This window comes from Lentzea sp. NPDC054927 (genome assembly GCF_053610285.1).
The window spans coordinates 173,265-193,291 of the sequence record NZ_JBSGXZ010000004.1 but is presented as its reverse complement, the minus strand read 5'-3'; the positions used below and the strand labels follow the sequence as shown (position 1 = coordinate 193,291).

Sequence of the window (20,027 nt, the reverse complement as noted above, 5' to 3'; positions counted from 1 at the left end):
ACGGGCACAATGTCCGAGTCTCATGTTCGCGCGGAAGGGGGTGCCAGGGGTGACCTGGCAAGACGAGCTGCAGAAGCTCGACAACGAACTCGCCTCTGGTCGGATCTCGGCTGACGACTACCGACGCCGCCGGGACGAGGTCCTCTCCGGGTCGGCTGGCGGTGGGCCTGCCCAGAATCCACAGAGCGGGCCATTCGCTCCTCCGTTCAAGTGGGAGGCGCAGCCGCCCAGCACGCAGCAGCCCGGTACCTCGGATCGGACCCAGGTCGTCAACGTTCAGGGACAGGGGCCGCAGCAGAACCCGCAGACCCAGAACCCGAACCCGGACGCCACCCAGGTGGTGCCCGGTGGCCAGCGCGGTGGCGGCGACGCCGACCGCACGCAGTTCGTGGCGCCGGTGCAGCCCGGGCCCGGCGGGTGGGGTCAGCCCCAGCAGCAGCAACAGCAGGCGCCGCCTCCGTGGGTCGGCGGTGACTTCGACCAGATCAACCAGCCCTCACCGGGCTGGAGCCACGGGCCGGAGGTCTTCGACGACTCCAGCGGTGGTGGCAAGGGCAAGGTCTTCGCGATCATCGGCGTCGTGCTGGTGCTGGCGCTGATCGGTGGCGGCATCTGGTGGTTCACCGCGGGCAGTAAGTCCGGCGGCGGCACCACGGCGAGCAGCAACACGCCTCCGCCGTCGACCACGTCGTCGAGCGCCGGGCCGAAGCTGCCGCTCAACGGGCTGGCCGGCAAGGTCGACGCTGCCAACACCGGTCCGGTGACCGTGGAGAAGGCGTCGAAGGAGAAGTCGCAGTTCAGCCCGGACGAGGCCGCTCTCATGACCACGTGCGGTGCTGAGGCGGGCATGTCCCAGGTGCTCTTCGCCGACGACTGGTTCACCCAGGTCCACATCTTCACCTGCACCGACGGCGCGGCGGCCAAGACCGCGGCCGACGCGCTTTCCGAGGTGCAGAAGGGCTACGGCTTCGCCGCGTCCACCGGGCCGAAGCAGCTGCCCGCGATGGTGTCGGAGAAGGCGACCGACGTGCCGGACGCGCCGTTCGACTCGCGCATCTTCTACGTCTCCGACAAGTCCCTCGTGCGGGTCGAGGTCCGCGGCAAGACCAAGGCCGCGATGGACACCGGCGCGGACAAGGTCGTCGCCGCGATCGACAAGAACTACCCCGCCAAGTGAGCGGTGCTGGCGTGCCACTGCCACGCGGTGGCGAGGATCTCGGGCAGACCGAACCTGGCACGCCAGCCCAGCACGTCGAAGGCTCGGGCCGGATCCGCCCACACCACGGGCGGGTCTCCCGGCCTCCGCTCGCCGAACGTCACCGGCAACGGCCGTCCTGCGACCTGTTCCAGACCCTTCACGACCTGCAGCACCGAGTACCCCGTGCCGGTGCCCAGGTTCAAGGCAGACGAAGAACCGCCGGCCTGCAGATGCCCCAGCGCCAGGACGTGCGCCTCGGCCAGGTCCACCACGTGCGTGTAGTCGCGAACCGCGGTGCCGTCCTCGGTCGGGTAGTCGCTGCCGAACAACGTCACCGGTGGTCGCGCTCCCAAAGCAGCCTTCGCCAGCAGTGGCACCAGGTTGTGCGTCGGGCCCCAGTCCTCGCCGATGCTGCCGTCGAGCGCCGCTCCGGCCGCGTTGAAGTAGCGCAACGACATCCAGCGCAGGCCGTGCGCGTTCCCGTACGCCTCGATCATCCGTTCGCCCACGAGCTTGCTGTGGCCGTACGGGCTGATGGGCTGCAACGGGCTGTCCTCGGTGATCGGCAGCGTTTCCGCGGCGCCGTAGACCGAGCAGGACGACGAGAAGACCAGATCACGCACACCGGTGCCGACGAGGGCGTTCAGCACGGACAACGTGCCGGTGGCGTTGTTGTGGAAGTAAAGACCGGGGTCCTTCATGGACTCGCCGGGGTTCTTCAGACCCGCCAGATGGATGCAGGCCGTCACACCGTGGTCGCGAATGACCTGTTCCAGCTTCGCGGTCTCGGTGACGTCGATAGTGTGTACCGGGGTGCCAGGAGGTACGGCTTCCGGTGAGCCGGTGCGCATGTTGTCAACGACGACCACGCCGCGTCCGGCGTCGGTCAACGCGTGCACGACGTGCGAGCCGACGTAACCCGCACCGCCGGTAACCAGGATCGTCACCGCTTGTCCTCCGTTCGACGGCGACAGGCTATGCCAGACCCACGAGGGGATTGATGTCGACCATGACTCGCCAGGTCGTGTACGTAGTCCCGGACGTCACGGAGCCGTCCGGCGGCGTGCGCGCCATGTACCGGCACGCGGAACTCGCTGAGCGCACCGGCTTCGACGCCAAGGTGTGGCACTTCGCCGAGGGGTTCCAGGTCGGGTGGTTCACCTCGACCGCGAAGGTCATCAGCGGTGAGACCTGTGAGCTCGGCCCCGACGACGTGCTGGTCGTCCCCGAGGTCATGGTGCTGGACGGGTTCGACCCGGCGCCGGGCGTGCGCAAGGTCGTCTACAACCAGAACCACTACTACACCTACGACAACTTCACGGGGACCGACTACCCGGCGTGGAAGCCCGCGCCGCAGGTGTGGGCGGGCTCCGAGGTCAGCGTGAAGGTGCTGAGCGCACTGCACCCCAAGCTCAAGGTCCAGCTGGTGCCGTACGTGATCGACACCGAGCTGTACCGCTTCGCAGAGGAGCGCAAGCGCAAGATCGTGCTGCTCCCCCGCAAGCGCCCGCGTGAGGCCGCCGTGCTGACCACGCTCTTCCGCAACGACAAGCGGTTCGCGGGTGTCGAGGTCGTGTCGCTCGACGACGTGACCGAGCAGAAGATCGCCGACGAGCTCGCGGACGCGTCCGTGTTCATCGGGCTCGGCCGCGACGAGGGCTTCGGGCTGCCCGTCGCCGAGGCGCTCTCCGCCGGCTGCGTCGTCATCGGCTACCCGGCGGGCGGTGGCGCCGAGCTGTTCAAGGCTCCCGGCACGCACGCGGTCGAGGACGCCGACGTGCTGACGATCGTCGAGAAGGCCGCCGCGGTGTTCGCGCAGGAGCCGTCGATCGAGGAACGCCGGACCTACCGCGCGTGGGTCCAGGAGCACTACTCCGAGGAATCGCTGGTCAAGCACCTGCAGGCCGCGGTCACCGCCGCCACCAGGACCAAGACGAAGGGCGGCACCGCTCGCCACCCGTTGTCCCAGGTCGTCACCCCGGAGGCGGACCCGGCCACCGACCAGCTGGAACGCAGCCTCCAGTTCGCCGACGAGCAGAAGGCCGCCCGTGAGCGCGCCGAGTCGGTCGCGACCGGCCTCGAGGACGCGCTGGGCAAGGCGCTGGCCGAGCTCGAGGAGTCCCGCCGCCGCGAATACGTGGTGGCGCAGGAACTGCACGACCTCAAGAACGAGTACGCCGAGCTGGCCAAGGCCGCCGAACGCCTCACCGCGCTCGACGAGGCCACCACGCTGCTCGCCGAGTACGCCCGCGACAACGACCGCCTCAACCGCAGGCTGGACGAGGAGATCCGCGAGCACCAGCACTGGCGCACCACGCTGCAGGACAAGATCGCCGACCTCGAGCGCTCCACGTCGTGGCGCGTCACGGCACCTCTGCGCAAGGCCACCGGCGTGATCAAGGGCGGCCGCAATGCCTGACCAGCGGCCTGATCTGCGTCTGCGCGTCGTCCAGTCGCGGTTCCAGAACGCGTTCTTCCACGAGCTGGCGGAGGCGATCGTCGACGAGGCGAACCGGCTCGGCGTGCCGGCCGACGTCGTGACGTCCGTCGTGGACACCGAACCCGACGACGTCTTCGTCCTGCTGCCCACGCACGAGTACGCGGTGCTGGAGGGCGGGCAGTTCCTCGAGGACCCGCGGCTGGCCAAGCGCTGCATCGGGATCACGGCCGAGCAGCCGTCGTCGTCGCACTTCGACACGAACGTCTACTACGGACACAAGCTCGGCGCGGTGTTCGACTTCAGCACGCTGTCGGTCAAGCGCTACCAGGCGCAGGGCATCTCCGCGGAGCACCTGCAGTTCGGCTGGACGCCGTCGTGGGACAAGTTCGACCCGGACGCCGACGAGCACGAGCTGGACATCCTGTTCCTGGGCTGCGCGACGCCACGTCGTGAGCACGCTCTCTCGAAGATCGGCCGGCAGCTGTGGTCACGCCGCAGCCGCCTGATCCTGTCCGACAACGCGGCGCCGAACATCGGCGACCACGCGGCGTTCGTGACGGGTGAGCGCAAGCGGGAGTTGCTGGCGGGCACCAAGGTTCTCGTCAACATCCACCAGGCGGACGAGCCGTACTTCGAGTGGCTGCGCGCCGCCGAAGCCGCGCACTGCGGTGCGGTGATGCTGTCCGAGACTTCGCTGCACACCGAGCCGTTCCAGCACAACAAGCACCTGGTGTTCTCCGCGCTGTCCACGATGCCGCACGCGCTGGCCTCGTTGCTGGAGGACCCGGCCCGGCTGAAGACGTTGCGCCGCAACGCCTACGCGCTGATCAAGGAGAACCCGTTCTCCGTCGGCGTCGAGAAGCTCGTGTCGGTGGCCCAGGACCTGCGCAAGACGCACGACGGCCACCAGCTGAAGCTCGGCCCGAGCCGCACGCAGCCGTTCCGGCAGAAGATCACGCCGTCCTGGGAACGCCAGCCGGAGAGCATCGACGCGGTGCGCCAGGCGATCCGCGAGATGCGGCTCGACATCATCGACCTGCGCCGGCGCGTCTCGACCGACCCGGCGATCGACCCGACGCCGGTGGTCGACCACCGCACGCCGGCATGGGACCGCAGTACGCCGCGCGTCTCGGTGATCATGGCTCTGTACAACCACGAGCCGTACGTCGTCGAAGCGCTGGAGTCCGCCGCGTCCGGCTCGTACAACGACCTCGAGATCATCGTCGTCGACGACTGCTCCAACGACGGTTCGAACGAGACCGTGCGCAAGTGGATGGACCGCAGCCCGCACGTCCCGATGACGCTGGTGCGGCACCCGGTCAACCGCGGTCTGCCGCGCTCGCGCAACGAGGCGTTCCGGCACGCGCGCGGCGAGCTGGTGTTCGTGCTCGACTCGGACAACGCGATCGTGCCGACCGGCCTGGAACGGCTGGTGGCCGCCATGGACGCCGAACCGGACGCGTCGTTCGCGTACGGCGTGCTGCAGCGGTTCGACTCGACCGGTCCCGTCGGCCTGATGGGCGTGTGGCCGTGGGAGCCGTGGCGGCTGCGCTACGGCAACTACATCGACGCGATGGCGTTGATCAAGCACGAGGCGTTGAAGAAGCTCGAGGGCTACACGCTGGACCGCCGCCTGCACGGGTGGGAGGACTACGAGCTGTGGTGCCGGGTCGCGGAAAGCGGCGGGCACGCGGCGCACGTGCAGACGATCGTCGGCCGCTACCGGCAGTCGGCGACCTCGATGCTCAGCCTCACGAACATCTCCCAGGACGCGGGCTTCGACGCCGTCCGGGAGAGCTGCCCGCGCCTGATGTCCGGTGCGCTCGAACTGCAGGTCGACGCCCTCGGTGATTGGCTGTCGTCCATCCGCGGCGAGCGCGAGGCGCGTGACGTGTGGCTCAGCAACTGGGAGGCGCAAAACGCCTAGCCATAGGCGTTTCGTAGCCTAGGTTTCACTCGTTCGTGTCTTTGGTCCTGGGGGAGGGGTTGGTTCACGCCATGCGTGCAGTGGTCACCGGCGGTGCGGGATTCATCGGATCGCACCTGGTAGACGCGGTGCTCGACCGCGGCTGGTCGGTCGTGGTCGTGGACGACTTCTCCTCCGGGCTCGAGGAAAACGTCACGAGGTACGCGGACGAGCCGCGCTTCGAGTTCGTCGAGGCGGACATCTGCGGTGACTGGACCGTCGAGGGTCCCGTCGACCTCGTGCTGAACTTCGCCTCCCCCGCGTCGCCGCCGAAGTTCCTGGAGCGTCCGCTGGAGACGCTGGAGGTCGGCTCGACGGGCATGAAGAAGGTCGCCGAGATGGCGATGGCGAAGGGCGCGCGCCTGATCCAGGCGTCGACCAGCGAGGTCTACGGCGAGCCGCAGGTACACCCGCAGCCCGAGGAGTACTGGGGCAACGTCAACCCCATCGGCCCGCGCAGCGTGTACGACGAGTCCAAGCGGTACGCGGAGGCCATGCTCGGCGCCTACCACCGCATGGGCCTGCTCGACGTCGGCATCGTGCGCATCTTCAACACCTACGGCCCGCGCCTGCACGCCACGGACGGCCGGGTGGTGTCGAACTTCGTGCACCAGGCGTTGAGCGGCAAGCCGTTGAGCGTCTACGGCACGGGCAAGCAGACCCGCAGCTTCTGCTACGTCGGCGACCTGGTCCGCGGCATCCTCGCGCTGGCGGACCTCAAGGGCGAGCTCGGCCCGGTGAACCTCGGCAACCCGCAGGAGATCACCGTCCTGCAGCTGGCGCAGATCGTCGGCGAACTGACCGGGGTGTCGGTGAGCCTGGAGTACTCGGACCTGCCGACCGACGACCCGACGCAGCGCAAGCCGGACATCACCCGCGCGCAGTCGTTGCTGGGCTGGGAGCCCGAGGTCGACCTGCGCGAGGGTCTCGTGAAGACGATCGAGTGGTACTCGGCGCACGCCCTGGTGCGTTAGCGGCCGACTCCGTGTGACGTGAGGCCGGCGCGGGTCAGGATGTCGACGTCGAGCAGGTTGCGGGTGTCCACCACGACCTGCCCGGTCATCGTCCCGGCGAGCGCCGCCCAGTCCAGCGACCGGAACTGAGGCCACTCGGTCAGCACGACCAGTGCGTTCGCGTCCTTCGCGGCCTGCTGCACGTCGTCGACGACCGTGACGTCGTCCGTGACGCCCTCGACGGCCTCCGTGATGGCGGGGTCGTACGCGATGAGCTCGGCGCCTTCGTTCTTGAGCATCTTGGCGATCTTCAGCGCCGGGGAGTCGCGGAGGTCGTTGGTGCCCGCCTTGAACGCGAGGCCCAGCAACCCGAGCTTCTTGCCGTTGAGGTCTCCGCCCACCGCGTCCGCGATCTTGCGGATGATCAGCCGGCTCTGCTTCTCGTTGGTGTTGATCGTGGCGCTGAGCAGCTCGAACTCGTGACCGGCCGCTTCGGCGATCTGGAGCAGCGCGTGCGTGTCCTTGGGCAGGCACGACCCGCCCCAGCCCGGACCCGGCTGCAGAAACGACTGCCCGATGCGCTGGTCGAAGCCCATGCCCTCGGTGACGTTGGCGATGTCCGCGCCGAGCCGCTCGCACAGCTCGGCCATGGCGTTGACGTAGCTGAGCTTCATCGCGAGGAAGCAGTTCGCGCTGTACTTCACCAGCTCGGCGCTGGCGGCGTCCATGAGGACCGTGGGCGCACCGAGGCGGGCGTAGAGGGCTGAGACGCGTTCGGCGGCGTTCTGAGCGTCAGAGCCGACGACGATCCGGTCTGGGTGCATGAAGTCCTTGACCGCGCTGCCCTCGCGCAGGAACTCCGGGTTGCTGGCGACGAACACGTCGTCGCGCCCGAGCAGTTCGAGGACGCGGGCCGCGGTGCCGACCGGAACCGTGGACTTGTTGACGACGACGGTCCCCGGCGCGAGCAGGTCCTTCATCTCGGCGACCGCGGCTTCGACGGCCCTGAGGTCGGCCGCGCCGCCCTCGCCCATCGGCGTCGGCACGCAGAGGAAGACGACCTCGGCGTCCTCGACGGCGTTGCGCACGCCGACCACGAACTCCAGGCGCCCGGCGGCGATGCCCTCCTGGACGAGTTCGGTGAGCCCCGGCTCGAAGATCTGGACTTCGGCCTTCCTGAGCTGCTCGACCTTCTTCTCGTCGATGTCCGCGCAGACGACGTGATGCCCCAGCGATGCGAGGCAGGCAGCTGAGGTGAGCCCGACGTACCCGGCCCCGACGACCGCAACCCGGCGAACGAACATCCCCAAACCGCCCTTGATCAGCGCGAACAGATGAGCGCCGATCGTCGCACAGGAGCCGGTGCCGCCGGGGTGGATTGACGTGGCCGTGAGATCTCTCGCAGCGACTCTGTTAAGAACGCGAGTCGGTGCGACTTGCAACCGACGCGGAGTGCTAGACGTCTACTACGGGTGTAGGTCACCACTCGGAGGCGACACATGTGGATCACAGTGACATTAGTCACATTGGGCGGTTTGGCGTTCTTGACGCGAACCGTAATGGCCCTCCTGGCCGTTTCCTCCAACAAGGACGTCCGTGATTACCCTAAGCCACAGACGTCCACCAATTGAGATACTCGTTCGGAGTACGTCTTACGGACGAACGTTGACTTACCGTACGATCCTTTCGGGTCGTATGACTGATCAGTCACCCGAAGGGGACCTCACAGGGGTAGGTGCGCCATGGACCACGCACTGAGCAAGGTCATCGAGCTGCGCGAGAACGGCTTCCAGTTCCTCCACCTGAGGGACGACGCCGGCCAGCTCGACCGCATCATGGCGTTCAAGCAGCGCAGAGGGTTCATCGACTCGATCCTGTTCTGGTCGGAGACAGAGGCGCGCGCAGGACGTCTGCCTGCGGTCCGCGACTCCGCCCGCCCGGCCCAGGCCGTGTGGATCTACGAGGGGCCGCTGGTCGAGGCTGTGGACAGGTTGTTGGACCTGCCAGAGCCCGGTGCTCGCAACGCGCCCATGTTGATGAAGGCGACCGCGTCCGATTTGGCGGTTGTCACGACGCTGCCGTTCAAGCTGAAGCTTCCGCCTGGGGCGATCGCGTAGGTTTTGTCGGTTCTTTTCGGAGTCGCCGCGCTTTGTGGCGACTTTGAACCATGCCCGAACGGGCAACCGGAATGACCGTTTGTGCGGGTCTGCCATGTTCAATACGACCTGAATGGTGACCTTCGGTAGCAAGGCGTCCTTGATGACGACTGTCATGCCAACGGATGAAGAAGTTCCCTCTCCTGAGTTACGCAGCTTGATGTAGAGGGTCCGAACACGAAACGTTCGCGCCCATGAACCTCAGGAAGACCGTCACCGGGGCCGCTGTTGCCCTCGGCAGCGCCACCGTCATGCTCGGCCTGGGTGGTATCGCGCACGCTGACACCGCGGACGCCACTGCTCACACGCAGCCCGACATCGGCGGGCAGCTGGGCGAAATCGCGACCGCCGGCGACCTCGCGAAGGTCGACACCTCGGACGTGGCCGGCAAGATCCAGGCCGTCAACGCGCAGGACGCGGACGTCACCGCGCTCGTCGAGAACGTCGACGCCGGCGGCAACGGCGTTCCCGCCGCCACGCTGCTCGGCCTCAACGAGCCGACTGCACCGTGGAATGGTTTCGCGCACGTCGACATCTGATCCAACCAGTACTTCCTGGCCGGGGCGGCGCCCGATTCCCTCCCCCTCGAATCGGGCGCCGTTCCACTTATTCACGGAGCGAAACGCCTTGAGCATCAAGAAGATCGTCGCGTCCGCTGGTATTGCCGCCGGTGCGATCGCCGCACTGGCCGGCACCGCGCAGGCCGCGCCGTTGCCCGCGCCGCAGTTGCCGGACGTCGACCCGATCAGCAAGGTCAGCGACCTCGGTGAAAGTGCGGGCATCAGCACGCTGCACAACTTCGGTGGCGCCAACGTGGAAATGATCCACGACGGCACCGAGGTCATCGGCGGCTAACGCCCTACCGCGTAACCCTGCGCGCCGCGTGGATTGGCACCGGCGCGCAGGAGTCCGTCCGTCGCATCCCTCGCGACGGCGGACATCCGGCCCAAGGTCCACTCGCCGGCGTCGACCACCTGGTGCCCGCGCGAACGCAGGTCATCAAGAACGGCCCTTCCCACACGTGACTCGATGACGAGTTCGCCGGGTGTCCAGGCCCGCGGGTAGAACGAGCTGGGGAACGCGTTCGAGTGCCACATCGGCGAGTCGATCGCTTCCTGCAGGTTCAGCCCTGCCTGGTGCGCCAGCCAGAAGCCGAGCTGCCACTGGTCCTGCTGGTCACCGCCGGGCGTGCCGAACGCCAGCGCCGCCTGCCCGTCCCGCAGCGCCATCGACGGCGACAGCGTGATCCGCGGGCGCTTGCCGGGAGCCAGTGAGTTCGGCAAACCCTTGTCCAGCCAGAACATCTGGGCGCGGCTGCCCAGGCAGAAGCCGAGTGACGGGATCGTCGGCGACGACTGCAGCCAGCCGCCGGACGGGGTCGCCGAGACCATGTTGCCCCAGCGGTCCACCACGTCCACGTGCACGGTGTCGCCGCGCGTCACGCCGGAGCGGGCCACGGTCGGTTCGCCGATCGCACCGGTCGGGTCGGTCACCAGCGCCGAGGGACCGCCGACGATGTGCTTGGGCAGCAACGGTTCCCGGCCGTCAGGTGAGCCGGGACGCAGCTCGAACGAAGCCTCAGTGCCGATCAACGCCCGGCGTTCAGAGGCGTACGAGCGAGACAGCAGGGTCTCGAGCGGGACGTCGTCGACATCGCCGTACCAGGCCTCGCGATCGGCGAACGCGAGCTTCGCGGCCTCGACGGCGAGGTGGATGGTCTCCGCGGTGGGCTTGCCGTCCACGTAGGACAGGTCGTAGCCCTCCAGCAACCGGAGCTGTTGCGCCAGAACGGGTCCCTGCGTCCACGCACCGGCCTTGACCAGCGACCACTCGTCGAAGTCGACCACCAGCGCGTCCTCGTACGACGCCTCCCACGACGCCATGTCGGCACCGGTCAGCACACCGGAGTGGTCACGGCCGGAGTCGTCACGGAACTCCGAACGGCAGAACTCGTCGATCTGCGCGGCGACGAACCCCTGCGACCAGGCCCGGCGCGCGGCCTCGATCTGCGCCTCACGATCCGAACCGGCGGCCTCGGCGGCGGCCAGCAGCCACTCCCAGGTGTCGGCGAGCTTCGGGTTGCGGAAACGGCCGCCGCGCACCGGCAGCGACCCGCCGGGCATCCACTGCGCGGCGGAGGTCTGCCAGTGATCGCGGAACAGGTCGGAGACCATCTCGATGGTGTCGACGACACGCGAAATCAGCGGGAAGCCGTCACGGGCGTAGCCGATCGCCTTGTCCAACACGTCGCGCAACGACTTGGTGCCGTGGTCACGCAGAAGAGTGAGCCAGCCGTCCCACGCACCCGGCACCGTCGCGGCCAGCAGCCCGCTGCCCGGCACCAGCTCGAGGCCCAGCCCGGTGTAGTGCTCGATCGACGCACTGGCCGGCGCCACACCCTGACCGGAGAGCACGCGCGGCGCGGATCCGGCCGCCGCGAAGATGATCGGAACCTCGCCGCCGGGGCCGTTGAGGTGCGGTTCCACCACCTGCAACACGAATCCGGCGGTCACTGCGGCGTCGAAGGCGTTACCGCCGTCCTCCAGCACTGCCATGGCCGCCGAGGAGGCCAGCCAGTGGGTCGATGCGACCATGCCGAAGGTGCCGACGAGTTCGGGGCGCGTGGTGAACACCCCATAAAGGTATGCGACGCTAACTAAATTGCGTGACTCCGAGTGACGCACGCCCCACGCCCAAATGGAGCAGTGCACAGCGGGCGAGCGCGAACTGGGCAGCATCGCCCGGTTGGCCGCCAGGAGAACGCCGTACAACTTTCGTTGTAGCTGACCGTGACAGATCTCCTACTAGAGGTCTACCGCCGCGGAGGATGTTTCGAACACCGTCGAACGGCACAGTTCTCAGCATGGGAATTCTGACGATCGCGACGATCTTCATCGGCCTCGCGCTGCTGGCAGCGGTGCCTCTGGTGGCGCTGCTGCACTGGACCGACCGTTGATGGTCAGGTAACGAGCGTTAACCTCCTCGCGAGCAGTTCTTCTCGAGGAGGATGAAGGCATGGAGATCTCGGGTACCGCGGCCATCGTCACGGGTGGCGCGTCCGGTCTCGGCGGCGCGACCGCACGTGCGCTGGCGGCGCGTGGAGCGCAGGTGTTCGCGCTCGACCTGCCCGGCGCCATCGAGAAGGCCGACGTGATCGAGAACGTCACCTACCTGGCCGCCGACGTGACCTCTGGCGAGCAGGTCGCCGCCGCCGTGGACACCGCCGCCGGGTCCGGCGACCCGCTGCGCATCACGGTCAACTGCGCGGGCATCGGCCCGTCGACCAGGACCGTCGGCAAGACCGGCCCGCACGACCTCGACCTGTACCGCAAGGTCATCGAGATCAACCTGATCGGCACGTTCAACGTGCTGCGCCTGGCCGCCGCCGCGATGGGCAAGACCGAGGAGCTCGAGCACGGCGCCCGCGGCGTCATCATCAACACCGCCTCGATCGCCGCGTTCGACGGCCAGATCGGCCAGGTCGCCTACGCCTCGTCCAAGGGCGGCGTCGTCGGCATGACCCTCCCGGCCGCCCGCGACCTGAGCAACGTGGGCATCCGCGTGCTGACCATCGCGCCCGGCATCGTCGACACCCCGATGCTCGCCACGGTCTCCGACGAGTTCCGCGCGGGCCTCGCCGCCGGCATCCCGTTCCCGAAGCGCCTGGCCCAGCCGACCGAGTACGCGCAGCTGGCGCTCTCGATCATCGAGCACGACTACCTGAACGGCGAGGTCATCCGCATGGATGGCGCGCTGCGGATGGCCCCTCGCTAGAGATCTCCCGCATAAGGCAGACGTGACATGGCGTCCGAGGTCATCCACTCGCGCAGGCGATGGGTGGCCCGGACGTCGTCTTCGTTGTACTCGAGCAGCCGCTGCCGCTGGGCGACGTCCAGCTCATCGCCGTTCAGCCCGACCGCGGACCGGTACCAGCGCATGGAGTTCTCGCCACCGGCCTCGGGATCCCGCCACGAGAAGCCCGCGACCGGCGCGATGATCTTCAGGCCCTTGCCGTGGGCGCACAGGAACTGCTCGCGGACGATGCCGAACAGGTCCACCCACGAGTCCGAGCCGATGAACTCCTTGATCTGCGCCACCGTCGGGATGCCGGGCTTGCCGGCGAACCGTTCCGCCGACGCCAGCAGCCAGCGGTTCTCGGCCAGCTCGTTGTAGCAGTAGGCGCGGAACGACAGGCCGCGTGCCTTGGCGCGCAGCCGGATCCCGGTCAGCCAGTTCCAGAACTCGGCGAACGAGCGGGCCTCGTCGTCGCACGGCAGCGCGTCCCAGGTGACGAACGCGCGGTAGCCGTGTTCCTCGTCGATGTCCTTTCCGGACAGCAGGCAGCCCCACATGTACGCGCCGAGATCGCCGAAGCTCTCCATGTCGACGTCGACCTCGACGTCCGCGCGCGGCACGCTCATCTCCGGCACGCGGCGCACCAGGGACAGATCCCGCAGCCAGGCGCGGGCGAGCACCACGGCGTCGCCGAACGGCATGCCCACCAGCTGGATCGGGCCTTCGCCGGAGGGGTCGAACTCGGCCAGCTTGTCCACAGTGGACAGGCCGATCTTGCGCAGCGCCGCCGCGTCCTCGCCGCGCACGACGAGGCTGACGTCCCGGCCCTGCTTGAGATCGTTGTCGCACGTCGGCCACCACGGGCAGGTTTTGCAGTCGACGATCCGCGACGGGCGGGCGAGCGCGTCCTTCTGGTTCGCGGCGGCCAGGGCCACCGACAACCGATCGCTGAACCGGGCGTCGTACTCCGCCAGCGCGTTGCGGCCGCCGGGCCACGTCGGCGCCTCCAGGTCGTGCCACAGCACGACATCCGCGTCCATGCCGATCACACCACCGGTCGCGCGGCCGTTCCGGGCGTATCCGGCGGCCTGCAGCTGCCGTTGCGCGTGCGCCAGCCTGAGCTGATCACGTGGCTGTGGGCGGACCTTGCGGTGCGGGTCCGTGCGGCTGCCGTCGGGCAACGGCATCGTCAACGGACTGGTGCGCGCGCCCTGGCCGGGATCGGTGATCTTGTGCCGGACCACGAGCACCGGCACGTAGCCGGTGGAGTCCTTGACCAGCAGGTCGATGCCGCCGCGGCGGCCACCTCGCGGATCACGCGGCAGTGCGGCGCCCCAGATGTACTGCGCGCCCATCTCCATCGCGGCGAGCGTCACGCGTTCCCGGTCCGCACTGCGCACGTCCGGTCCGCTCGGCACCTCGAAGAGATTGGAGCCGACGATTCTTCCGAGCGCGTCCGCCACCGCACGACGGTGGTTCGTCGCGTCCGCTTTCCGTTGTTCCGAAGCCGGATCCGGTGACGCCTTGGGAGCGTCGCGCATCTCCGGATCGTTTTCGAGGTGCACCCGCCGCCGACAACGAGTGACCACGCCGGCGTCTAGCTGCACCTGGGAAGTCACAGATGCAGCGTATGTCGCGCGTCGGGGAGATGTGTCGGCAACCTGGGCAGTAAGTTTCTCCTGACGGAGGAGGTGTACCCGAATGGCGCGCAAAGCGAAGGCCGGCTTCACGCCCAGCAGGGCGAAGAACCTGGTCGGTGTCGCGAAGGTGGTGGCGCCCGCGCTCATTCCGGTGCTGGCCCCGGTGATCGCTCGCGGAGCTGGGCTTTTGAGCGAGCAGTACGACCGGTACCGCGCGCGCCGCCTCGGCATCGACGTCGCGGACATCGGGAAGTACTCCGGCTACGGCGCCCGGCTGCATGCGCGGATTGTCGGCTTTTCGGAGTCTTTGGAGACATTGCGGGCTTCTGATTCCGATTGGGTTTCGAAGACCGAGGCACGGCTCGCCCAACTCCTCGCCGCGGTGCGCGCCGCCGAGCGCATGCCGACGGCCCGGCGCAAAGCAGCGCACCGGGCCGTCGGAACCGATCTGGAGATGCTGGAGCAGGAACTGCTCAGGCGCCTGAACGTGCGCTGACGGTCGGGGCCTTCCCGGTCACCTCGGCCACGGCCTTGACCGCCGCCTCCTCGACCACCTGGCCCGGATCGAGGTGCGCGGTGACCTCCTCCATCACCTCAGCGACCCGTTCCTCACGCCTGATCATCGGGTCGGAACGCAGGTCCTTCGCGAGCGACACGCACAGCCCGACCATCACGACCATGAACGGCAGAGCCGCGATGATCGTCAGGTTCTGCAGCCCTGTCAGCGCGTTCGACCCGCCGACCAGCAGCATCACCGCGGCGACGGCACCGGTCAGCACGCCCCAGAAGATGACCACGGGTTTCGCCGGCCGGATCGTGCCCTGTTGCGAGAGCGTTCCCATCACGATCGAGGCCGCGTCCGCCCCGGACACGAAGAAGATCGCCACCAGGAGCATGACGATGACGCCCGCGATCGCCGCCAGCGGGAACTGGTCGAGCAGCGAGAAGAGCTGCGACTCCGGTGTGGACTGACCGGCCAGATCGACGCCGTTGCGCTGTTCGAAGATCGCCGTACCGCCCAGGATCGCGAACCACACGAGCGACACCGCGGACGGCACCAGGATCACGCCTGCCACGAACTGCTTGATCGTGCGGCCACGCGAGATGCGCGCGATGAACATGCCGACGAACGGCGTCCACGAGATCCACCACGCCCAGTAGAAGATCGTCCAGCCGGACATCCAGGTCTGGGTCGCGTCACCACCGGACGCGGCGGTGCGGCCTGCCATGTTCGCCAGCTCGCGGAAGTAGTCGCCGAGCGCGGTCGGCATCAGGTTCAGGATGAAGACCGTCGGGCCGACCACGAACAGGAACAGCGCCAGCACCACGGCCAGCACCATGTTGATGTTCGACAGCCACTGGATGCCCTTCGCGACACCTGACACGGCGGACGCGACGAACGCCACGGTCAGGATCGCGATGATGGCGACCAGCACGCCCTTGCCGACGTTGCCCGCCCAGCCGGCAGCCTCCAGCCCGCTGCCGATCTGCAGGGCGCCGAGACCGAGGGACGCGGCCGAGCCGAACAGGGTGGCGAAGATCGCCATCACGTCGATCGCCCGGCCCCAGCCGGAGGCCGCGCGACGTCCGAGCAGCGGCGCGAACGCGGAGCTGATCAGCGAGGAACGGCCGCGGCGGAAGCTGCTGTACGCGATGGCGATGCCGACGATGGCGTAGATCGCCCACGGGTGCAGCGTCCAGTGGAAGAGCGTGGTGGCCATCGCGGTCTCGAGGGGGTCGCCCTCGGTACCGGGCGGCGGCTTCACGTAGTGGGTCAGCGGCTCGTTGACGCCGTAGAACATCAACCCGATGCCCATGCCGGCGCTGAACATCATCGCGACCCACGAGACGGTCTTGAACTCGGGTTTCTCGTCGTCCCGGCCCAGCGGGATCTTGCCGTAGCGGCTGAACGCGAGCCAGAGGGCGAACACCACGAACCCGGAGGCGGTGAGCACGAACGCCCATCCCAGATTCTGGATGATCCAGGAGAGCGCGCTCTTGGAGGCAGAGGCCAACGAGTCTGTTCCGACGATTCCCCAGGTCACGAACGCAAGCGTGAGACCCGCGGCAACGCCGAACACAACCCGGTCGGTACTGCCCGGCTTGTCGCATTGAACGGTCATGCGGCCCTAGATACCCACTCATAGACCGACGCAAACTCCTCCGATTACCCTCACCTTCGTGAGCACACGGTCGAGTGAGTTGCGCACCCTTCGTGGTGCCGCGCTCGCGCTGACCTCTTCCACGCTCACGATCGCCGCGCACGGACTCGGCGGCGGAGAGCTTTCGGAGTTCATCCACGCGTTGCCGCTGGTGGTGCTGATCGCGTTCGCCGCGTCGTCACTCGCCGACAAGCGCACCGGGAGGCTCTCGGTCATCGCCGGGCTCGGCACGGCCCAGCTCGCGCAGCACCTGCTGCTGACCTGGGTCAACCACGAGCACACGAACACGCTCACCGGGCAGATGTTCGTGGCGCACCTCGTCGCCGCGACCCTCACCGGGTTGCTGCTGTTCCACGCAGAGAACGCCCTGTTCAGGCTGTTCGCCGCCGTCACCCGCCTGATCCCCCGCAGGCTCACGCCGCTGCCGGTCTCGACGCCGGTGCGGACGTTCACCAGCACGCCGTACATGAGGAACGACCACACAGTCCTCTACACGCGCGCGCACGGTCGGCGCGGGCCTCCTCGTAGTTCCTGATCACCCAAAACCCCCAAACCCCTTTGGCAATCAGGAGCTACAACTTCATGTCGACCAATCGATTTGGCGTGCGCGCGCTCGCCGTCTTCGCCGTTGCCGGATTCGCCGTGCTCGGCACCCCGACCATCGCATCGGCGCACGTCAGCGCCCAGCCGGCCGAGTTCACCCAGGGCGGCCGCGCCACCTTCGCGTTCCGCGTTCCGAACGAGCGCGACAACGCGGGCACCACCAAGATCGAGGTGACGCTGCCGCAGGACACCCCGCTCACGTCGGTGCGCACGAAGCCGCTGGCCGGGTGGAAGGCCGAGGTCGTCAAGGGCAAGCTCGACAAGCCCGTGACCGTGGCCGGCAAGGAGATCACCGAGGCGTTCAAGACGATCACCTGGACCGCAGAGCCCGGTGTGAAGATCAACGTCAACGAGTACCAGGAGTTCTTCGTCGCGATCGGCACCCTGCCGGAGGGCAAGGACAAGCTGGAGCTCCCGACAAAGCAGACCTACGAGAACGGCGAGGTCGTGGACTGGGCGCAGGCGGCAGGCGCCGACGGCAAGGAGCCGGAGCACCCGGCCCCCGCGCTGAAGCTCGCCCCGAAGGCGGCCGGTGACGACGGCCACGGCGGCCACGGCACGACCCCGGCCGCGAACAGCACCGACACGCACGAGGCGTCGGCTGCCGGTTCCGACAAGACCGCCCGCTACCTCGGTGGCGCCGGTCTGGCCGTCGGTGCGCTCGGCCTGGGCTTCGGCGTCGGCGCGATCCTGCGTTCGCGGCGCAAGGCATGAAGCGCGCACTAATCGCGTTCCTGTTCGCTGGTGCGGCCGTGCTCGCCACGGCCGCCCCCGCGGCGGCGCACAACGCGCTGATCAGCAGTGACCCGAAGGACAAGACCTCGCTGGACGCCGGTCCGGCGAGCGTCACGCTGACGTTCGACCAGGACGTGCAGGGCGGCCAGGGCATCAACACGATCTCGGTGGTAGACGCCAGTGGCGGTCACTACGAGGTCGCGGGTGACCCGACGATCAAGGACAACGCGGTCTCCGCGAAGGTCAACGCGCTCGGCAAGGCCGGGCAGTACAAGATCGGCTACCGCATCCTGTCCGCGGACGGCCACCCCGTGTCCGGTGAGCTGACGTTCACGCTGACCAAGGACGGCACCGGCACGCCCACCACACCGGCGAACGCGAACGCCTCGACCGGTGACAGCGGTTCGAGTGACGGCCTGCCCATCTGGGTGTGGATCGTCGGCGCCGTGGTGCTGCTCGGCGGCGGCGTGTTCTTCGCGCTGCGCGGTGGCGGAGGCGCGAAGGCATGAGTGACGTCCGGACCACCGCCCCCACCCACTACCGCGTGCTCGCCGGGCTCGTCTTCGGCGCACTCGGAGGCATCGCGCTCGGCCTCGTGCTGGCACCACCCGTCGTGGTCGCCGGGGTCGTCGATGCCGGGGCGGCGGTCCGGTACGGCCTGCCGGTCACCAGGGTGCTGCTGGACGTCTCGGCGACGATCGTCGTCGGGTTGTCGATCCTGCCGAAACTGCTCGGCTTCGACCGTCCGACACACACCGAACCCGTCATGCGGATCGCCCGGCCGGCCGCGGTCATCGCCGCCGCCGTCTGGGTGGTCACCGCGTTGACGGCGATCATCCTGCAGGCCGCCGAGCTGCGGCCGGGCAGCAACGTCAGCATCGCCAACGCGATCGACTACATCGCGAATGTCGGCGCCGGCAAGGGCCTGCTGTTCAGCGCGGCCTGCGCGTTCGTCTACCTGATCATCGGTGTGATGGCCGTGCGCAGCGGCGAGTCCGTACCCGCTGAGCTGCGGATTCTCATCTCGATGTTCGGTCTGCTGCCGATCCCGGTGACCGGGCACGCCTCCAACTGGAAGTACCACGACTACTCGATGGTCTCCATGGAGCTGCACGTGCTGGGCGCGGCCGCGTGGACCGGCGGGCTCGGCGCTTTGATGGCGCTGGTCGCCTACCGCAAGGGGCTGCTCGCGATCGCGCTGCCGAAGTTCTCGAAGATCGCGACCATCGCGTTGATCGTGGTGTCGGTGACCGGCCTGTTCAACGGGCTGCTGGAGCTGATCCTCAACCCGGTCGTGCCGTTCCCGCAGTCCATGTTCACCACCGGCTACGGGCTGCTGTTCATCGGCAAGGCGGTGTGCGCTGGCCTGATCGCGGTGCTCGGCGCGCACATCCGGTGGCGGTTGCTGCCGAAGATCTCCCAGCACAAGGTCACCGCGATCGTGCAGTGGGCGGTGTTCGAGGTGACCGTCATGGGCGTGGCGTTCGGCCTCGCGGTGGTGCTCAGCCGCGCACCCGTCAGCTGACCTCGGCGAATCCCATCGCCACGCGGACCAGATCGGCGAGCTCGCGCGAACGGCTGTGCGGCGGCCACGCGATGACAGTCCTCACCTGCGGTGCGTCCACCACCGGTACCGCGGCCAGGCCCTCGTGCGGGGCCGTGCGCGCGATCTCGGGCAGGACCGCCACTGCCCGGCCGAGCCCGATCATCTGGAACAGCTGCGTCAGGTTGCGCACCTCGACACCGCGGCCCGCCGGATAGGTGCCGTCCTGGTCAGGCCAGCGCGCGAGCTCCGGCAGGTCCACGACGTCGGCCAGGTGCAACTGCGCCGCGCTCGCGAGCGGATGCGAGGAGGGCATGACCGCGACCTGTCCCTCGGTGTGCAGGACCTCCACGTCGAGGCCGTTCGTCGGGTCGAACGGCTGGTGCAGCAGCGCCACGTCCGCTCGGCCGTCGAGCAGCGGGAGCTGGGTGTTGGCCTCGCAGAGCAACAGGTCGACGGCGACGGCGCCGGGTTCGCTGGCGTACGCGTGGAGCAGCTTCGCCAGCAGCTCCTCCGAACCCCCCGCCTTGGCCGCCAGCACCAGCGCGGGCCGGTCGGCTGCCGCGCTGCGGGTGCGCCGTTCAGCTGCCGTCACAGCGCCGAGAATGGCCTTCCCCTCGGCGAGCAGCACCGCGCCGGCGTCGGTGAGCGACACCTTGCGGCTGGTGCGGGTCAGCAGGGCGACGCCGAGCCGGTGTTCGAGCTGGGCGATCGTCCGCGAGAGCGGCGGCTGGGCGATGCCCAGGCGGTCGGCGGCCCGGCCGAAGTGCAGCTCTTCGGCGACCGCCACGAAGTACCGGAGCTCTCGGGTCTCCACCAGACCACCGTATCGATAC

General features: G+C 68.4%; 19 protein-coding genes. 13 read left to right on the top strand and 6 right to left on the bottom strand.

Annotation, left to right across the window (positions count from 1 at the left end; translation table 11 throughout):
- Window positions 1–49: 49 nt before the first annotated feature.
- Window positions 50–1,177 carry a hypothetical protein gene (locus ACWGE0_RS09050; RefSeq protein ID WP_452260370.1) on the top strand — a complete coding sequence of 376 codons (1,128 nt, stop codon included), beginning with the start codon at window positions 50–52 and terminating at the stop codon, window positions 1,175–1,177.
- On the opposite strand, the gene galE is transcribed toward ACWGE0_RS09050, so the two are convergent.
- Window positions 1,162–2,145 carry a UDP-glucose 4-epimerase GalE gene (gene galE / locus ACWGE0_RS09045; protein ID WP_452260369.1) on the bottom strand — a complete coding sequence of 328 codons (984 nt, stop codon included), beginning with the start codon at window positions 2,143–2,145 and terminating at the stop codon, window positions 1,162–1,164. The genes ACWGE0_RS09050 and galE overlap by 16 nt on opposite strands.
- A 53-nt stretch (window positions 2,146–2,198) precedes the next feature.
- Here galE and ACWGE0_RS09040 point away from each other — a divergent pair, with 53 nt between their 5' ends.
- From ACWGE0_RS09040 to ACWGE0_RS09030, 3 genes are all read left to right on the top strand, one after another.
- A complete protein-coding gene (locus tag ACWGE0_RS09040; protein ID WP_452260368.1) occupies window positions 2,199–3,617 on the top strand; it encodes a glycosyltransferase in 1,419 nt (472 codons plus the stop codon).
- Window positions 3,610–5,565 (top strand): glycosyltransferase, encoded by a 1,956-nt coding sequence (locus ACWGE0_RS09035; RefSeq protein WP_452260367.1) that lies wholly within the window; start codon window positions 3,610–3,612, stop codon window positions 5,563–5,565. The genes ACWGE0_RS09040 and ACWGE0_RS09035 overlap by 8 nt, the downstream gene beginning before the upstream one ends.
- 71 nt (window positions 5,566–5,636) lie before the next feature.
- The gene (locus ACWGE0_RS09030; RefSeq protein ID WP_452260366.1) at window positions 5,637–6,578 is read left to right on the top strand and encodes an NAD-dependent epimerase/dehydratase family protein; all 942 of its coding nucleotides are present in this window, start codon (window positions 5,637–5,639) and stop codon (window positions 6,576–6,578) included.
- Here ACWGE0_RS09030 and ACWGE0_RS09025 read toward each other — a convergent pair.
- Window positions 6,575–7,861, bottom strand: a complete 1,287-nt coding sequence (locus tag ACWGE0_RS09025) for a UDP-glucose dehydrogenase family protein (protein WP_452260365.1) — start codon at window positions 7,859–7,861, stop codon at window positions 6,575–6,577. The genes ACWGE0_RS09030 and ACWGE0_RS09025 overlap by 4 nt on opposite strands.
- A gap of 438 nt (window positions 7,862–8,299) precedes the next feature.
- Here ACWGE0_RS09025 and ACWGE0_RS09020 point away from each other — a divergent pair, with 438 nt between their 5' ends.
- The 3 genes from ACWGE0_RS09020 to ACWGE0_RS09010 all read left to right on the top strand — a co-directional run bounded on the left by ACWGE0_RS09020 (window position 8,300) and on the right by ACWGE0_RS09010 (window position 9,568).
- Entirely contained in the window at window positions 8,300–8,674 is a 375-nt protein-coding gene (locus ACWGE0_RS09020) for a hypothetical protein (RefSeq protein ID WP_319967199.1), read from the top strand.
- A gap of 233 nt (window positions 8,675–8,907) precedes the next feature.
- A complete protein-coding gene (locus ACWGE0_RS09015) occupies window positions 8,908–9,252 on the top strand; it encodes a hypothetical protein (protein WP_319967198.1) in 345 nt (114 codons plus the stop codon).
- An 88-nt stretch (window positions 9,253–9,340) separates the two neighbouring features.
- Entirely contained in the window at window positions 9,341–9,568 is a 228-nt protein-coding gene (locus ACWGE0_RS09010) for a hypothetical protein (RefSeq protein WP_452260364.1), read from the top strand.
- On the opposite strand, the gene ACWGE0_RS09005 is transcribed toward ACWGE0_RS09010, so the two are convergent.
- Entirely contained in the window at window positions 9,565–11,346 is a 1,782-nt protein-coding gene (locus ACWGE0_RS09005; protein WP_452260363.1) for a gamma-glutamyltransferase family protein, read from the bottom strand. The genes ACWGE0_RS09010 and ACWGE0_RS09005 overlap by 4 nt on opposite strands.
- Window positions 11,347–11,728: 382 nt before the next feature.
- Between ACWGE0_RS09005 and ACWGE0_RS09000 the strand changes: the two genes are divergently transcribed.
- Window positions 11,729–12,487 carry an SDR family NAD(P)-dependent oxidoreductase gene (locus tag ACWGE0_RS09000; RefSeq protein ID WP_452260362.1) on the top strand — a complete coding sequence of 253 codons (759 nt, stop codon included), beginning with the start codon at window positions 11,729–11,731 and terminating at the stop codon, window positions 12,485–12,487.
- Here ACWGE0_RS09000 and ACWGE0_RS08995 read toward each other — a convergent pair.
- Entirely contained in the window at window positions 12,484–14,127 is a 1,644-nt protein-coding gene (locus tag ACWGE0_RS08995) for a TM0106 family RecB-like putative nuclease (RefSeq protein ID WP_452260361.1), read from the bottom strand. The two genes, ACWGE0_RS09000 and ACWGE0_RS08995, sit on opposite strands and share 4 nt — an antisense overlap.
- Before the next feature lie 82 nt (window positions 14,128–14,209).
- On the opposite strand from ACWGE0_RS08995, the gene ACWGE0_RS08990 reads away from it, so the two are divergent.
- Entirely contained in the window at window positions 14,210–14,644 is a 435-nt protein-coding gene (locus tag ACWGE0_RS08990) for a DUF6474 family protein (protein WP_319967193.1), read from the top strand.
- On the opposite strand, the gene ACWGE0_RS08985 is transcribed toward ACWGE0_RS08990, so the two are convergent.
- A complete protein-coding gene (locus tag ACWGE0_RS08985) occupies window positions 14,622–16,271 on the bottom strand; it encodes a BCCT family transporter (protein WP_452260360.1) in 1,650 nt (549 codons plus the stop codon). The genes ACWGE0_RS08990 and ACWGE0_RS08985 overlap by 23 nt on opposite strands.
- Window positions 16,272–16,329: 58 nt before the next feature.
- Here ACWGE0_RS08985 and ACWGE0_RS08980 point away from each other — a divergent pair, with 58 nt between their 5' ends.
- From ACWGE0_RS08980 to ACWGE0_RS08965, 4 genes are read left to right on the top strand one after another with little or no spacing between them, the layout of a single operon-like run.
- Window positions 16,330–16,845, top strand: a complete 516-nt coding sequence (locus ACWGE0_RS08980) for a hypothetical protein (protein WP_452260359.1) — start codon at window positions 16,330–16,332, stop codon at window positions 16,843–16,845.
- A 47-nt stretch (window positions 16,846–16,892) separates the two neighbouring features.
- Complete coding sequence (locus ACWGE0_RS08975) at window positions 16,893–17,627, top strand: YcnI family copper-binding membrane protein (protein WP_452260358.1); 735 nt, start codon at window positions 16,893–16,895, stop codon at window positions 17,625–17,627.
- Window positions 17,624–18,157, top strand: a complete 534-nt coding sequence (locus tag ACWGE0_RS08970) for a copper resistance CopC family protein (protein ID WP_452260357.1) — start codon at window positions 17,624–17,626, stop codon at window positions 18,155–18,157. The genes ACWGE0_RS08975 and ACWGE0_RS08970 overlap by 4 nt, the downstream gene beginning before the upstream one ends.
- On the top strand, window positions 18,154–19,173 hold the full coding sequence (locus ACWGE0_RS08965; RefSeq protein ID WP_452260356.1) for a copper resistance D family protein: 1,020 nt from the start codon (window positions 18,154–18,156) through the stop codon (window positions 19,171–19,173). Before ACWGE0_RS08970 ends, ACWGE0_RS08965 begins: the two co-directional genes overlap by 4 nt.
- Here ACWGE0_RS08965 and ACWGE0_RS08960 read toward each other — a convergent pair.
- Window positions 19,166–20,008 (bottom strand): LysR family transcriptional regulator, encoded by an 843-nt coding sequence (locus ACWGE0_RS08960; RefSeq protein ID WP_452260355.1) that lies wholly within the window; start codon window positions 20,006–20,008, stop codon window positions 19,166–19,168. The genes ACWGE0_RS08965 and ACWGE0_RS08960 overlap by 8 nt on opposite strands.
- Window positions 20,009–20,027 lie beyond the last annotated feature (19 nt).

Coding starts and splice junctions, on each gene's coding strand:
- ACWGE0_RS08990 (WP_319967193.1), top strand. CDS start 14,210: ATGGCGCGCAAAGCGAAGGCCGGCTTCACGCCCAGCAGGGCGAAGAAC.
- ACWGE0_RS09025 (WP_452260365.1), bottom strand. CDS start 7,861: ATGTTCGTTCGCCGGGTTGCGGTCGTCGGGGCCGGGTACGTCGGGCTC.
- ACWGE0_RS08970 (WP_452260357.1), top strand. CDS start 17,624: ATGAAGCGCGCACTAATCGCGTTCCTGTTCGCTGGTGCGGCCGTGCTC.
- ACWGE0_RS08965 (WP_452260356.1), top strand. CDS start 18,154: ATGAGTGACGTCCGGACCACCGCCCCCACCCACTACCGCGTGCTCGCC.
- ACWGE0_RS09035 (WP_452260367.1), top strand. CDS start 3,610: ATGCCTGACCAGCGGCCTGATCTGCGTCTGCGCGTCGTCCAGTCGCGG.
- ACWGE0_RS08975 (WP_452260358.1), top strand. CDS start 16,893: ATGTCGACCAATCGATTTGGCGTGCGCGCGCTCGCCGTCTTCGCCGTT.
- ACWGE0_RS09000 (WP_452260362.1), top strand. CDS start 11,729: ATGGAGATCTCGGGTACCGCGGCCATCGTCACGGGTGGCGCGTCCGGT.
- ACWGE0_RS09020 (WP_319967199.1), top strand. CDS start 8,300: ATGGACCACGCACTGAGCAAGGTCATCGAGCTGCGCGAGAACGGCTTC.
- ACWGE0_RS08985 (WP_452260360.1), bottom strand. CDS start 16,271: ATGACCGTTCAATGCGACAAGCCGGGCAGTACCGACCGGGTTGTGTTC.
- ACWGE0_RS09015 (WP_319967198.1), top strand. CDS start 8,908: ATGAACCTCAGGAAGACCGTCACCGGGGCCGCTGTTGCCCTCGGCAGC.
- ACWGE0_RS09040 (WP_452260368.1), top strand. CDS start 2,199: ATGTCGACCATGACTCGCCAGGTCGTGTACGTAGTCCCGGACGTCACG.
- ACWGE0_RS09030 (WP_452260366.1), top strand. CDS start 5,637: ATGCGTGCAGTGGTCACCGGCGGTGCGGGATTCATCGGATCGCACCTG.